Here is a 15116-nt window from a genome sequence, read left to right on the forward strand (position 1 = left end):
GCTCAGGGTCCCGGCGAGCGAGGCGACCATGACGGCCCGAGACGAGGGCTCGACCGTCGTGAGCTCGCCGGACCCGAATCCCGTCGGTTGGGCCGGGGTTGGGTCCATGCCTTCCGAGGGGGGGCGATCGGTCGTCCCGCCCCCCTGAAACTCCGCGGAAAGCGACGGATAGCGACGGTTCGCCACTGGGGCGGAATCCTGGCGGCATATCCGCCCCACGAAACCAGCCCCCGCGTCAGCCCCCCTCCCCTCGCGCCCGCTCCGCCTGCCGCCTCGCCAGGTAGCGGCTCAGCAGGACCCACCCCCCCGCGACCGGCACCATCAGGAGCGACAGCCCCGCCGCCTTCACCCCGAGCGCCGACAGCCCCGACAGCGCCCACGCGCTCGCGGCGTCCCCGCCGCGGAACGCCACGGTGTCGATGAAGCTCTTCGCCTTGTACTTCTCCTCTCGCGCGACCACCGTGAACAGGATCTCCCGCGCCGGCCGGTCCACCGCGTAGTGGATCGCCCGCCGGAGCCCCTGGAGCCCGGCGATCATCGAGAGGGTCGGCCGCGCCGCGAGCGCGAGGAACCCGACGCCGGTGACCACCGGGACCACCGCGAGCGCGACCCCGAGGCCCACCCGCGTCATGAGCCTCCCGGTCACGAGCACCTGCACGACGATGGTGATCACGTTCACGGTGAGATCGATGGAGGCGAACATCGCGGTCCGCCGCGCGGGATCCATCGATTCCGCGGAGACGATCCGCGCCTGCTCGAAGTAGAGCACCGTCGCGGTGATCGACAAGAAGAGCGTCTGCGCGCAGATCCCGAGGAGGTACGGCGACCCGAGGACGAGCGTCACCCCGCGGAATGCGCCCCCGCCGATGCGCTCCTCCGCGGCGCTCGCCTCGGGCGGCGCCGCGCCGCCAGCGAGCCCACCGGCGAGGCGGTTCAGCCGCGTCACGCAGAGCACGGCGAGCTCGAGCAGCGCCGCCGACAGGAGCAGGAGGTTCGCGGTCCCGATCTGCCGCGCCTGCGCGGCCGTGACGAGCGAGCCGACGAGCGCGCCGGCGCTGCCGCCGGCGGCGATGACGCCGAAGAGGCGCTTGCCTTGCTCGCTGCGCCAGACGTCGGCCATGAACTGCCAGAACACCGACACGACGAACAGGTTGAAGACGCTCAGCCAGACATAGAACACCTTGCCCACCTCGACGCGCGGCGCGCCGAGCGCGAGCAGCCCGAAGAAGACGAGGAGGTTCGACGCGAAGAAGCGATAGACGATCGGGATGAACCGCCGCCGCGGCAGCCGCGCCACGAGCGCGGAGAAGGCCGGCACGGCCGCGAGCATCGCCGCGAACACCGCCGTGAACAGCCAGGGCAGCTTGTCCATGCCGCCCGAGATGCCCATCTCCTCGCGGACGGGCCGCAGGATGTAATAGCTGCAGAGGACGCAGAAGAAGTACGCGAAGCTCCAGAGCAGCGCGGAGACCTCGCCTTCCTTCACGTCGCAGACCCGCCGGAGCAGCGCGGTTGCCGGGCTCAACGGTCCGCCGCCCTCCCCCCGGCGGGGCGTCGCGCCGCGGGCGGCGTGAGGCGTGACGGCGGGCGCGGCATCGGACGCTCACTGCACGACAGCCCGCCCGGCGCGTCAAGGCGACCGCCGGCGCCGGCCGCCCGCGGGCGCGGACCTCATCGGATGAGCAGCGCTCCCGGCGCGGAGCGGCTAAGCTCGGGCCGCGCAGCCCATGAAGTTCGTCCACGCCGCCGACCTCCACATCGACAGCCCCCTCCGCGGGCTCGACCGTTACCCGGGCGCCCCGGTCGAGCAGATCCGCGGGGCCACCCGCCGCGCGCTCGAGAACCTCGTGAGCCTCTGCCTCACCGAGGAGGTCGACCTCCTGCTGCTCGCCGGCGACATCTACGACGGCGACTGGAAGGACTACAGCACGGGCCTGTTCTTCGCCTCGCAGCTCTCCCGGCTGCGCGCCGCCCGGGTGGAGGTGGTGCTCCTGAGCGGCAACCACGACGCCGAGAGCCACATCACGCGTCACCTGGAGCTCCCCGAGAACGCCCGCCGGCTCGACCCGAAGAGCCCCGAGACGGTCCTCTTCGAGCGGCTCGGGGTCGCGGTCCACGGGCAGAGCTTCGCGACCAAGGCGGTCACCGACGATCTCGCCGCCGGCTACCCGGACGCGCTGGCGGGCCTGTTCAACATCGGCCTGCTCCACACCTGCCTGGGCGGCCGCGAGGGCCACGACAACTACGCTCCTTGCAGCCTGAACACCCTCGTCGGGAAGCGATACGACTACTGGGCGCTCGGCCACGTGCACACCCGCGAGGTGCTCTCGGAGGATCCGTACATCGCCTTTTCCGGCAACCTCCAGGGCCGCCACGCCCGCGAGACCGGCGAGAAGGGCGCCCTCCTCGTCACCGTGGACGACGGCCGCGTCGCCTCGGTCGAGCACCGCCCCCTCGACGTCGTCCGCTGGTGCGCCTGCGAGGTCGATCTCTCCCCGGCCGCGAGCGCCGACGACATCGTGGATCTGACGCGCGAGCAGCTCGAGCAGCGCCTCGCCGAGGCGGACGGGCGCACGCTGGCCGCGCGGGTGATCCTGTGCGGCGCGACGCCGGCCCACGCCGCGCTCCGCGCCGACTTCGAGCGCTGGACTGGGCAGATCCGCGCGATCGCCAACGACCTCGGCGGCGGGCTCTGGATCGAGCGCGTGCTCTCCCGGACGCTGGCCCCGCTCCAGGTCGGCGCGCTCGAGGAGCGGGACGACGCCATCGGCCAGCTCGCGCGGTCGCTGCGCGCGCTGCGCGACGACGAGGCGGGCCTCTCCTCGCTCCTGCGCGAGTTCGCGAGCCTCAAGAACAAGCTCCCCGCCGAGGCGCGCGAGGGCGACGACGCCATCCGCCTCGACGACCCGACGTACCTGCGCGAGGCGCTCGACGACGTGGAGCACACGCTGATCTCGCGGCTGCTCGGCGCCGGCGAGGCGCCGTGAGCGCCGGCGCGGCGGCCCGGGTCGGAGCCGGCGGCGACGGCTAAAGAAAAAATTCAATAATTTTCGAAATTTATCGTGTTCTCGCGGGCGCTGCTCGGGCGACCGCGGCCGCGGCCCGCGCGGCTTGACGGCACGTCGATCTCCACCATGCACTCCTCCTGACGCGCCCTGCGCACGCGAGCATCGCCTCGGACAGCCGGACGCGACGGGACGGGGGAGTCATGGACGGGGGAGTCACGATCGACCAGAGCGCTTTTTCGGAGCTGTTCCGTCCGAGGGGCCGCGCCGAGCCGCACTCCATCTACGCGCGCATGCGGGCCGCGGGGCGCCTGCATCGCCTCATCCACCCTCGCCTCAACGTGCCTGTCTGGACGGCCACGCGCTACGACGACTGCGTGGAGCTCCTCAAGGATCCTCGCTTGATCCGGGATTGCCGCAAGCTCCCCGCCGAGCTGCGCGCGAGCTACCGCCCGCTCGGCGAGCGCTCGATCCTGCTGAGTCATCACATGCTCGAGGCCGACCCGCCGGATCACACCCGGCTCAGGGGCATCGTCCAGCGGGCCTTCTCGACGCGGGCGATGGAGGGGCTGCGCCCGCGCGTCCACGCCATCGTGGGTGAGCTCATCGACGCCGTGGCGGACCAGCGCCGCATGGATATCGTGGCCGACTTGGCGTTCCCGCTCCCCATCGCGGTCATCTCCGAGCTGCTCGGCCTCCCGCGCGAGGATCGCGACCGGTTCCGCCACTGGACCAAGCTCCTCCTCGCCGCCACGAGCGATCGAGCGCTCCTCGAGCCCGCGATGCCCGCGGTGAAGGAGATCGAGGCGTCCTTCGAGGCGCTCTTCGCGGCCCGCCGCAAGGCCCCGCGCGACGACCTGATCAGCGCGCTCGTGCTCGCCGAGGAGCAGGAGCACAAGCTGAGCCCGACAGAGGTCATGAGCATGGTGTTCCTGCTGCTGGTCGCGGGCCACGAGACCACGGTGCACCTCATCGCGAGCGGCGCGCTCCTCCTGCTCTCGCACCCCGAGCAGCGGCGGCGGCTCGAGGCGGAGCCCGGGCTCATCGGCTCCGCGGTCGAGGAGATACTGCGCTGCGAGGGGCCGGCCGAGATCTCGGTGGTCCGCTGGCCGCTCGAGGACGTCGAGCTGTTCGGCGCGCGCGTGCCGGCGGGAGAAGGCGTCGTGGCGGGGCTCCTGGCGGCGAACCGGGATCCGGAGCACTTTCCGGAGCCGGACCGCTTCGACATCGGCCGCTCGCCGAACCGACACCTCGCCTTCGGGAGCGGGATCCACTTCTGCCTGGGCGCGACGCTGGCGCGGATCGAGGCGGCCATCGCCCTCTCGACCCTCTTCCAGCGGCTCCCGCGGCTCGAGCTCGACACCGCGCCGGACGAGATCGAATGGGGCGAGTGGGCCTTGATCCGCGGCCCGGCGGCGGTGCCCGTGGCGTTCTGAGGGGCGGCGACGCGAGCGGCGCTCCGCCGGCCCCGGGACCTAGGCCCGGGGCCCGCGCTCAGCCCGCCGAGCGGGCCGTCCGGGCGTAGGCCCGGAGCACCTCGGCCACGCTCCACGCCTGGGCGACGCACCCGCGGGGCGTGAACGGCGGCTCGGCGTCGAAGATCTCGCTGATCGAACCGGCGCAGGCCTCGTCGAGGTGCGGGGTGAAGCCCTCGAGCAGGCTCCGCGCCCCGGCGAGATCGGCGGGATACACCTTCAGCCAGGCGTCGATGAAGGGGCCCATGAGCCACCCCCACACGGTGCCCTGGTGATAGGCCATGTCCCGCGCGCGGAGATCGCCGAAATACTTCGGCTTGTAATCGGGGTGCCCCGGGGCGAGCGACCTGAGGCCCACGGGCGTCCAGAGCCGCTCCTTCGCCTGATCGACGATCCCCTTCCAGCGGGCGGCGTCGAGGACCGGGTGCGGCAGCGAGATCGCGAAGATCTGGTTGGGCCGGAAGGCGTCGTCGTTGCCCTGCTCGCCGTCGAGCACGTCGTAGAGATAGCCCAGCTCGTCGGACCAGAAGCGCCGGTTGAACGAGGCCTTGACCTGCTCGGCGGCCGCGCCGTAGCGCCGCGCGGCGCCGTCGCCCTCGGCCTCGCGCACCCAGCGCTCGATGAGGCGCAGGGCGTTGTACCAGAGCGCGTTGATCTCCACGGCCTTCCCGCGGCGGGGCGTGACCACGTAATCGCCGACCTTGGCGTCCATCCAGGTCAGCTGATAACCCTCTTCCCCCTGGCGGACGAGGCCGTCCTTGGGATCGACGCCGATCCCGAAGCGCGTCCCGCGGGTGTGGTGCTCGACGATATCGATCAACGTCGGGAGCACGAGCCGGAGCGTCTCGCGATCGCCGGTGTAGGTCAGGTAGCGATCGAGCGCGTGGAAGAACCAGAGGGTGGCGTCGGCGGTGTGGTAGAGCCCGTCGTTCTTGCCCTCCGGGAACATGTTGGGGATGAGCCCGTCCTTCACGTAATGGGCGAACGTGCGCAGGATGTAGCCCGCCTCGGTGTGACGACCGGTGACGAGCGTCAGCCCCTCGAGGCTGATCATGGTGTCTCGCCCCCAGTCGGTGAACCAGTGATAGCCCGCGATGACGGTGCGCACCTCGTCCCCGGCGGCCCGCGCGCGGGCGGCGTCCTCGACGCGGCCCGCGGGGGTGATGAGGAACTGATCCGCGCCGAGGATGAGCTCCGCCGGCGGCCCGGAGCGGACCTCGGGCGCCGCGGCGAGCAGGAGCCGGGTGCGGCGCTTGCGCTCGGCGCGCTGCACCTGCTCCGTGGAGAGGGCGTTGATCGTCTCCCAGGGCTCGGTCGACGCGACGAGGGTCACGCTGCCGGAGACGGGGAGCTCGAGGCCGAAGCGGCCGGGGCTGTAGAACTCGCCGATCGCGTCGTACCCGCGGCTCTGCTCGATCCGGTAGCGCACGTTGCGCAGGCGGGCGCTGTCGATCCGGAACTCGGCCCGGGTGCCCTGGACCTTGAGCCGGAGCGGCGGCAGGTCGCTCGGCGAGGCGAGCTCGTAGCGATCCTCGACCACGGTGAGCGCGTACGGGCCCGCGACCGGCCGATCGAGCGCGCCCTCGTGCGGGCGGAAGTTCACCCACGGCTGGAGCTCGATCTGGACCGGCCCTTCGCCCTTGAGGAGCGTGTACGTGACGTGGACCGTGTTCTGCCCGTGGGGCAGGAGGAGGCGCCGCTCGAACACCATCCCGGCGCCCTCGTAGCGCCACACCGGGAGCCCGGCCTCCAGGCGGAACTCGGCCAGATCGATGACCTGCGCGGCGCCGTCGTCGAGCCAGGGCTCCTGACCGCCCACCTGAACCACCTTGCCGTCCGAGGTGATGACCCGGGTCGACAGATCGCTGAGCATCATGGTGCGGCCGAGGGGGGCCGGCAGCGCGGAGATCAAGAGTCCGTGGAAGCGACGGGTCACCGCGCCGGAGATGGTGCCTGACGCGTAGCCGCCGAGGCCGTTCGTGACGAGCCATTCCCGCGTGAGCGGGTCCGACCCGTGCTCGGCGTCGTCGTGCGAGGCGGGGCCGGTGCCCCGGGACCAGACCATCATCCGGCAGATCTCGTCAGCGTACATGCTTTTTGGGCTCCTCTGGGCGAGGGTTGGCGCTCGTCTTCTCGGGCACCGGCGTCCCGACCACGGGGTGCAGGAGGATCGCCGCGTCGCCCGGGATGTGGACGCCATCCTCGGTGATGACAGGTGGACTGCCTTGTCCCCCGTAACGGGGGGATTCGCTGGACCACAACGTCTCCCAGCGGCGCCCCGGCGGCGGGGCGATGAGCGGCTCCGGCAAGGATCCTCGATGGATGTCCCGCCCGAGGTTGACGAGGAGCAGACGGTCGTCGCCGTCGTCGCCGAAGTAGCGGAGGAGGAACGCGTGGCCCGAGAGGACGGCCCCGTCGACGCCGCGCGGGCGCTGGGCCCGGATCACGGGATCGCGCCGGCGGAGCGCGATCAGGTCCTCGTGGAGGGCGTAGATGCCGGCGTTGCGCTGGCGCTCGGAGAAATCGAGCTTGCAGCGCTCGAACGTCCGCGGGTCGTCGGGGGCGTCGAGCCGCGAGGCGACCTCGGGCGAGGCGCACGAGGGGAACTGCGCCAGGAACTCCGCCCTGCCCTTGCGCACGAGCGGCGCGAGATCGCGGTTGTGGTCCGCGAAGAAGAGGAACGGCGCCGACGACCCGAACTCCTGCCCTTGAAAGAGCATGGGCGTCCCCGGGGCGAGCAAGAGGAGCGCCGACATCGCCCGGAACTTCCCCGGGCAGGCGAGGTGATAGAGCCGCTCGCCCTTCGCCGTGTTGGCGACCTGATCGTGGTTCTCCAGGAAGAGGACGAACCGGGCCGGATCCACGTCGAGCGCGGGGGTCCCTCGCCGCTGCTTCTGCCACTCATAGCGCTGCCCCTGGAAGAGGAACCCCCGCTTGACGGCGGAGATGAACTCCTGCGGGGAGCCCTCGTGATCCGTGTAGTACGCCTCGCTGTGGCCGGTGAGCGCCACCTTGGCGCTGTGGTGGAAATCGTCGTTCCAGATGGCGTCGAGCCCGTAGCCGCCCCGCTCGGGCGCGCGGATCAGCCATTCTTCCTGGGACTCGTTCTCGGCCACGATGAACGTCTCCTTGCCCTTCGCGGCCTCCCGGACGCGGCGCGCGATCGCGGCGAGGATGTGGTCCTTCGAGCTGTCGTAGATGTTCTGGGTCGCGTCGAGCCGCAGGCCGTCGAGGTGGTACTCGTCGATCCAGTGGCCGGCGTTCGCGAGGAAGAACTCCCTCACCGCCTCGGATCGCGGGCCGTCGAAGTTGATGGCCGCGCCCCAGTCAGTCTTGTGGCGATCGGTGAAGTAGTCCTTGGAGAACTGGCCGAGGTAGTTGCCGTCCGGGCCGAGGTGGTTGTAGACGACATCGAGGATCACCCCGATACCGACGCGGTGCGCCGCGTCGACGAAGCGGCGGAAATCGTCGGGGCTGCCGTAGAGGCGCGTCGGCGCGAAGAGGTTCACGCCGTCATACCCCCAGTTGAACCGGCCGGGGACCTCGTTCACCGGGAGCAGCTCGATCAAGGAGATGCCGATCCGGGCGAGCTCGGGCAGCTCGCGCGCGGCGGACTCCCAGGTGCCCTCCCGGGTGAAGGTGCCGACGTGCATCTCGTAGACGACTTGCCCCTTGAGCGGGGCGCCCTTGAAGCCCGCGTCGCTCCACGCGAACGCGGCGGGGTCGACCACCTCGGAGGGCCCGTGCGGCCCCTCCGGCTGCGAGCGCGAGGCGGGATCGGGATAGAGCTTCTCGTCGTCGTCGAGCCGGAACCGGTAGCGGGTGCCGGCCGCGGCGGCCGGGACGAGCGCCGCGAAGTAACCGCCCTCCTCGGGCCGCAGCAGGGCGGTCTCGCCGCTCCCCGGCCCGGCCTCCAGGACCACCTCGACCCGGCGCCGGGAGGGCGCCCAGACGCGGAAGTGCACTCCTTTTCCGGCTCCGGCGAGCACCTCGGCGCCGACAGGCAACCGTCTTTCCATCTTCTCCGGCATTGGTATGCATTCTAAGCGCAACACACGTGACGTCCAGACCCATAGGCTCGGCGGTCCCCTTTGCAGCGGTCCTGTTCACATGGATCACCTGGCGAGCGATAACGCCTTACGGGGTCGCCTGAGAGGGATCGGGGATCGACCGACGATGAGAGACGGCACAGGCGAAGTGGTCTGCATTGCACAGATCAAGCGATCCTGGAGCGCGCGCGTGCCTCACCCAGGCTGGCGGGCTCCGAGGAGGAGAGCAGTGTCGACTCGCCTCATCGAGCGAGCGCCGGGGAGGAGCGGATTCCGCGCCGGCGGGCTCCGCGATCACGGGTGGGCGATGACCACGAGCGTGCGCGCGCGCCGGAGCACGCAGCGCAGCGCCTGCTCCAGCGTCTCGGGGTCGAGCGCCGCGAAGCTCTCGTCGAGCACGACGACCTCGGCGCCCTGGAGCAGCGCGCGCGCGATGTAGAGCCGGCTCCGCTCGCCGTGCGAGAGCTGCCAGCCCGTCTCGCCCACCACCTGCTCCAGCCCGGCGGGCATCCGGCCGAGCAGCTCGCCCAGGCCGAGCTCGCGGCAGATCTCCTCGGCCTCGGCGAGATCGTCGGGCCTCGGCGGCCAGCGCCGGCCCATCAGCAGGTTGTACGCGAACGTCCCGCCGAGGACGTAGTTCTCGTGGAACTGCGGCGCGGCGGCCACGCGGCGGCGCCACGCGGCGGCGCCCAGCATGTGGCGGTCGAGCCCGTTCAGGAGGAGCAGCCCCGCGTCGGGCGCGCGCAGCCCCGAGAGCAGCGCGCTCAGCGTCGACTTCCCTCCCCCCGAGGGCCCCTCGAGCAGGATGCGCTCGCCCGCGGCGATCCGCAGCGAGGCGTCGATCACCGCGGGGCGCGGCCTGCCCTTGTGCCGGAACGACAGCTCGTGCGCCTCCAGGACCGGCGCGCGGCGCTCCGCGTCCCCCGCGCTGCCCGCGCCGGGCGGCGTGCGCCCCGCGTCGGGCGGCAGGGGCGGCGGCGGCGCCCCGCCGCGGGCGGCCGCCTCGAAGAGCGTGGCGACCTGCTCCCACGCGATCGCCGCGCTGGCGAGGCTCGACAGGCCGGCCGACAGGCCCTGGAGCGCGCGGCTCGCGAGCAGGACGCCGCCGAGCGCCACCGCGTACGCCGCGGCCGAGCCGGTGCCCGCGAGGAACGGCGGCACGAGGCCGGCGATCCCCGCGATGAGCCAGCCGCGCGGCATCAGCGCGCCGATCTCGATCTGGCTCCGGTCGAGCTCGCGCGATCGCGCGAGGTACTGGGAGAGCGCCTCGTCCTCGCCGTGGTGCCAGCGGCCGCTCCGCTCCTGGGCGAGGCGGGTGCGGTGGCCGACCAGGCGCTCGATGAGATCGTGGGTCATCGCGAGCCGCGCGGCGGTCCAGCGCGCGCGGCGCCGGTAGAAGCGCGCGCAGAGCGCGACGACGAGGACCGCCCAGGCGACGAGCAGGAGCGCGTGGAGGGCGCCCGCCGCGCCCTGGGCGAGCACGACCGCCGCCGCCGCGAGCTCGAACGCCGCCGCGACGGCCCCGACGCCGCCGCCCATCGCGAGCGCCTCGATCGCCTCGGACTCGATCACGCGCCCGAGGAAGCGGCCCGCGCCCTCGCTGCGCACCTCCTCGGCGTCGAGCGCGAGCGCGCCCGCGAGCAGGCGCTGCTTGATCAGCGCGCTGGCGTCGATCGCGACCACGCCGGACAGCCACGCCATGAGCTGGCGCAGCGGGACCACCGTCGCGAGCAGCAGCGCCCCGGCGTAGAGCCACCCCTCGTCGAGGTGGTCGTCGAGGATGCTGCGCCCCACGGTCGTCCACACCAGGATCCAGAGCGTGTAGGCCGACGCGTGGGCGGCCAGCAGGCCGAGGAGGCGGCGCGGGATCCGCGCGGCCGCGAGCTGCCGCCCGAACGAGGCGCCGGGCGGCGGGCGCAGGCTCCAGATGCCGTCGAGGACCACGGGCCCGAGCCGCTCGCGGAGCAGGGCCTGCCGCGCGCGGGCGCGCCGCCGCGGCCGCACGCCCGCGCGGTCGAGGATGCGATCGACCTCGGGGAGCACCTGCGCCTCGAGCGGGCGGGCGATGCGGCGGAGGATCGCCTCGACCGGCACGCGCGCGGTGGAGCGGTCGGCGCGGAGCACCGAGAGGGCCTGCCCCCGGCGCCCGACGACGGCGAGGAAGCGCTGCGCCTCGCCGCCGCGCAGCCACACGAGCGCGGGCGCGACGCGCAGGAGCGCGTCGGCGACCTCGTCGTAGCGCGCCGCGATCGGCTCCGCCTCGACGCCGAGGTAGCCCGCGGCCTGATCGATCCACGCGCCGAGCGCGTCCGCGCTGCGGAGGTGCCCGGCGGTGGGGATGGGCGCCGCGACCGCGCGCGGGCGGAGGCCGCCCTGGAGCGCGAGCGCCTCGAGCGCGTCGCCGAGGCGCTCCGCCGGCCACTCGAGGGCGCCGAGCGCGTCGGCCGCCTCGCCCGGCCGAGCGCCCCAGCCGCGCCGCGCCTGCGCGCCGTCCGGCTCGGCCCCCCACCCGGGTTGCGCTTCCGCCGTCACCTCCGCTCACCCTCCGGCGCTCCCGCGGCCTCGGCCGGCGCTGCCGCGGCCTCCGCCGCCGCGCCCTCCGCCGCCGCTCCGGCGATGCGCCCGCGCACGACCTTCAGCCGGCGCCACCCGCCGCTCGACCAGAGCCCTCGCTGCACGGCCGCCTCGGCGTCCAGCAGCGCGCGGTAGCGCGAGCCGGGGCGCGCCGCGAGCTCGGCGGGCGCCCCGTCCTCGACCACGCGCCCGCCGTCCACGACGAGCACGCGCTCGAACCCGCGCGTCTCGCCGACGTCGTGGGTGACGCAGAGGAGCGTCGCGCGACGGAAGCGCCGCCGCGCCCGGGCGAGCAGCGCGCGGCGGCGCTCCCGGTCGAGGCCGCGGAACGGCTCGTCGAGGATCGCGAGCCGCGCCTCGCTCCGCAGCATCGCCCGGCCGAAGCGCACGCGCTGCCCCTCGCCGCCGGAGACGAGCCCTCCGCCCTCGCCGAGCAGGGTCTTCTGCCCCTCGGGCAGCCGCTCCAGCACCTCGCGCAGCTCGGCCTCCTCGACGACGGCGCCGAAGTCGGCCGCGTCGTCGGGCGCGCCGTAGCGGAGGTTGTCGAGGAACGACCGGTTCCAGATCTGCACCGCCGGGTCGACCCACGCGGTCTCCTCGCGCAGGGCGTGGAGCCGCGCGCCGTCGAGCGGGCGGCCGTCGACGAGCACCCTGCCCTCGCTCGCCCGGTGCCACCCGAGCAGCACCCCGACGAGGCTCGACTTGCCCGCGCCCGAGGCCCCCACGATCGCCACGTGGCTGCCCGCCGCGATCCGGAGATCCACCCCGTCGAGGATCACGTGGCCGGCGGCCTGGATGCGCACGCGCTCGAAGGCGATCGCGCAGCCCGCGCCCTCGGCGCCGGCCCGCGGAGGCGGCGCGTCGGCCGCGGCGCCGCCGGCGCGCGGCTCTTCCGGCGCGCCGAGCGGCTCGAGCAGGCGCAGCGCCGTGTTGCGCTGCGCCGGGTACTGGAGCAGCGCGCCCGCGAGCGCCTGCCCGATGGCCGGCAGCGCGAGCGCCCAGTAGAAGAGCAGGAGCGCCCGCGAGAGCGCGCCCCCGCGGGCGAGGAAGTCGCCGAGGATCCACGCGGCGAGCGCGAAGCCGAGCAGCGCCTGCGTCCCGTCGACGGCGAGGGCCGCGCGGAGCAGCGCGCGGCCGGCGAGCGCCCACTCCCCGAGCAGGCCCGCGTGCTGCCGCCGCACGGCCCGCTCCGCCGCGTGCGCCCGGATCGGCACGAGGCCGAGCAGCGCGTCGAGGTAGAAGCTCGTGAGCGCGCCGGCGTGGGTGCGGACGCGCAGATCCCGCTCGACGAGGACGCGGTTCCCCGCGAACGGCAGCGCCAGCGCGAGCGCGGCGCACGGCACGGCGAGGCGCGCGCTCGCGGGATCGATCCAGACGATCGCGGCCGTGGTGACCGCGAGATCGAGCGCCGAGCGCGCGATCTGGCCGCCGAACGCCGGCAGGGCGCGGAGCACGTGCAGGCTGTGGCCGCGCTGCGCCATGTCCGAGGCCGGGCGGCTGTGGAAGTAGCGATCGCCGATGCGCGGGATCTTCGCGAGGAACGCCATCCGCAGCCGCGCCTCGAGGTGCCGCCCGAGCCGGATCACCCCGGTGGTCAGCGAGAGATCGAGGGCGAGCTCCACCGCGAGGAACATGGCGAGGGCGCCGATGGCGGCGAGGCGCTGCTCGAACAGCGCGAGATCGTTCGAGATCTGGAGCAGCCCGCGGAAGAGGAGGCTCTCCAGCACCACCGTGGCGACGCTGAGCGCGAGCGCGCCGGCGAGCACGGCGGGCGTGAGCAGCCCGTCCTCGCGGATCATCCGGAAGAGCTCGCGCCCGGGCCGGGCCGGGCGCTCCGCGAGGGCGGCGGCGACGTCGGGGGGGAGGCGCGCCTCGGCGCTCGGGCTCGCTTCGTCGGCGCGGGGCGGCGGCGCGGGCGCGGCGGCCCCTGGCGCGCCGCCGCGCGCAGCCGCGGCGCGGGCGTGGCTGCGCGCGGCGGCGCGCCGCCCGCGGATCCGCACGAGCACCGCGCCCCGCGCGACGACCCGATCCTCCCCGCGCGGGCCGGCCGGCCCGGGGTGCGCCGTCCAGAAGGTGGGCGGGATCATCTGCTCCCGCGCGGCCTCGGGCCCCTGCTCGAGCAGCGCGCCCAGCACGCGCGCGGCCTCGCGACCGCGGCCGAGGCCGCCGGAGCGCACGAGCGACGTGACCAGGCGCGCGCCGGCGTCGAGCGCCGCGATCGCGCGCCACCCCGGGTCCGAGAGCGCCGCCTCGAGCGGCCGCGCCCCCGCGCCGAGCCAGGCGAGCCGGCGCTCGAGCGGCCGCGTGAACCCGTCGCTCGCCGCCCAGTCGCGGAAGTCCGCCGCCGACAGCGGCAGCTCGTGCTGGTAGAGCTCGCCCTCGAGCTGCCGTCGCGTGAGCCAGCGGCGCCCGGTGGCCGGGTCCATCACCTGCACGAGGCCGCCGTGCCGGCGCCAGAGCACGACCACGTGGAGCGGCCCGGCCGACTGCCGCACGATCGCCAGGGCGGGCAGCGCCTGCGCCTCGTCGAGCAGCACGTGCTCGGTCGGGACGAGGATCTGCTGGGCCACGAGCCCGAGCTGCCCCGCGAGGTCCTCCAGGGTGTCGATGGAGGTGCCGTCGACGTCGGTCTGGCAGGCCTCGCGCAGGCGGCCGTAGCTCACGCCGATGCCGAAGCCCTCGAGCACGCACTTGAGCGTGGCCGGCCCGCAATCCATCGCCGACGTCTGCACGACCTCCGGCGCGAGGAGCCGTCGCTCCGGGCTCGACGCCCGGCGACGGGGGTTCGGTGATCGCTCCGGCGCGGATCGGGGATCGGCGTTCGTCGTCCCCTCCTTCACCCGCCCGCTCCGCCGCGGACCCTCACGATCTGCCCCGCGGCGCGCAGCACGAGCGAGGCCGGCGAGACGCGCTCGGTCTCGATGACGACGCTGCCGGGGAGCCCGTGCTGCATCGGGATCGGCGACGCCGGGTCGGGCCGGACGCCGAGCTCCACGCGGATGCGGCCCTCCTGCGTCTCGCTGGCGACGCGGTCGACGGTGGTGGAGAGGGTGCCGTACTCGGTCCACGGGAACGCGTCGAGGCGCAGGCGCCCCTCCTGCCCCGCGCGGATCCGCCCGACGGAGGCGGGCGGGAACTCCGCGATCACCCGGAGCTCGCCGGGCGGCACGACGGCGGCCACGACGTCCCCTTCGCTCACGAAGGAGCCGGCCCGCAGCACCGAGATGTCGCCGACCCGCCCGGCGATCGGCGAGCGGATCTTGCGCCGGTCGATCTCGGCGAGCAGCCCCTTGATCGCCGCCTCCAGCACGAGCCGCTCGCCCTCGAGGGTGGCCGCCTCGCGGTCGAGCCGCGCGAGCTCGGCCTGCTGCTCGCTCTGCCCGGCGCGCCGCTCGACGTAGGCGCGCGCGGCGGCGCGGTCGAGCGCCTCGGTCGCCGAGCGTCTCGACAGCGCGTCGGCCGCGAGCCGCGCCGCCTCGGCCTCGGACACGAGCCCGTCCTGGCGCAGGCGCACGGCCCGCTCCGCCTCGAGCTCCTGGAACCGCGCGCCCGCCTCGGCCTCCCGCAGCCGCGCCTTCGCCTCGTCGACGTGCGCGCGCGCCGCCTCCTCCCCGTCGCGCAGCGCCCGCCCTCGCGCCGCGATCTCGGCCCGGAGCGGCCCCATCTGCCCCGCGATCGCCTCGAGCCGGGCCTGCTTGTCGTCGATCTCGCGGCGGAGCGGCTCGACGTCGAGCTCGATGAGGACGTCGCCCGCGGCGACCTCGGCCCCGAGGGCGAGGTGGACCGCGGCGACCTTCCCGCCGAGCGGCGCCTCGACGCGGTGCGCCGCCTGGCCCACCTCGAGGCGGGCGCTCACGCTCGCCTCGTACCGCCCGACGCGCGCGAGGAAGAACCACGCGAGCCATGCGGAGAGCAGGACCGCGCCGATCGCGACGCCGGCGATCGAGCCGCGGTGGCCGTCGGTGGCGATTGCGTGAATCGAGCGTGAGAACCCGGCGGGCATGGCGATTGTG

General features: G+C 74.3%; 8 protein-coding genes. 2 read left to right on the forward strand and 6 right to left on the reverse strand.

From position 1 onward, the window contains the following. Window positions 1–235: 235 nt before the first annotated feature. A complete protein-coding gene (locus tag WMF33_RS40350) occupies window positions 236–1525 on the reverse strand; it encodes an NTP/NDP exchange transporter (RefSeq protein WP_437333593.1) in 1290 nt (429 codons plus the stop codon). 202 nt (window positions 1526–1727) lie between these two features. On the opposite strand from WMF33_RS40350, the gene WMF33_RS40355 reads away from it, so the two are divergent. Next, a complete protein-coding gene (locus WMF33_RS40355; protein ID WP_437333594.1) occupies window positions 1728–2987 on the forward strand; it encodes a metallophosphoesterase family protein in 1260 nt (419 codons plus the stop codon). A 221-nt stretch (window positions 2988–3208) separates the two neighbouring features. Next, on the forward strand, window positions 3209–4441 hold the full coding sequence (locus tag WMF33_RS40360; RefSeq protein WP_437333595.1) for a cytochrome P450 family protein: 1233 nt from the start codon (window positions 3209–3211) through the stop codon (window positions 4439–4441). A 58-nt stretch (window positions 4442–4499) separates the two neighbouring features. Here the strand turns inward: WMF33_RS40360 and WMF33_RS40365 are convergent, their stop codons facing one another. The 5 genes from WMF33_RS40365 to WMF33_RS40385 all read right to left on the reverse strand — a co-directional run bounded on the left by WMF33_RS40365 (window position 4500) and on the right by WMF33_RS40385 (window position 15106). Then, entirely contained in the window at window positions 4500–6572 is a 2073-nt protein-coding gene (locus WMF33_RS40365; RefSeq protein WP_437333596.1) for an amylo-alpha-1,6-glucosidase, read from the reverse strand. Next, the gene (gene treZ, locus WMF33_RS40370) at window positions 6562–8499 is read right to left on the reverse strand and encodes a malto-oligosyltrehalose trehalohydrolase (protein WP_437333597.1); all 1938 of its coding nucleotides are present in this window, start codon (window positions 8497–8499) and stop codon (window positions 6562–6564) included. The genes WMF33_RS40365 and treZ overlap by 11 nt, the downstream gene beginning before the upstream one ends. Before the next feature lie 324 nt (window positions 8500–8823). After that, window positions 8824–11061: an ATP-binding cassette domain-containing protein gene (locus WMF33_RS40375; protein WP_437333598.1), complete on the reverse strand. Its 2238-nt coding sequence runs from the start codon at window positions 11059–11061 to the stop codon at window positions 8824–8826. Continuing rightward, window positions 11058–13943, reverse strand: coding sequence for an ATP-binding cassette domain-containing protein (locus tag WMF33_RS40380; RefSeq protein ID WP_437333599.1), 2886 nt, complete (start codon window positions 13941–13943; stop codon window positions 11058–11060). Before WMF33_RS40380 ends, WMF33_RS40375 begins: the two co-directional genes overlap by 4 nt. Continuing rightward, window positions 13940–15106 (reverse strand): HlyD family secretion protein, encoded by a 1167-nt coding sequence (locus tag WMF33_RS40385; RefSeq protein ID WP_437333600.1) that lies wholly within the window; start codon window positions 15104–15106, stop codon window positions 13940–13942. Before WMF33_RS40385 ends, WMF33_RS40380 begins: the two co-directional genes overlap by 4 nt. Window positions 15107–15116 lie beyond the last annotated feature (10 nt).

This window comes from Sorangium sp. So ce394 (genome assembly GCF_051474665.1).
Taxonomy (GTDB): domain Bacteria; phylum Myxococcota_A; class Polyangia; order Polyangiales; family Polyangiaceae; genus Sorangium; species Sorangium cellulosum_D.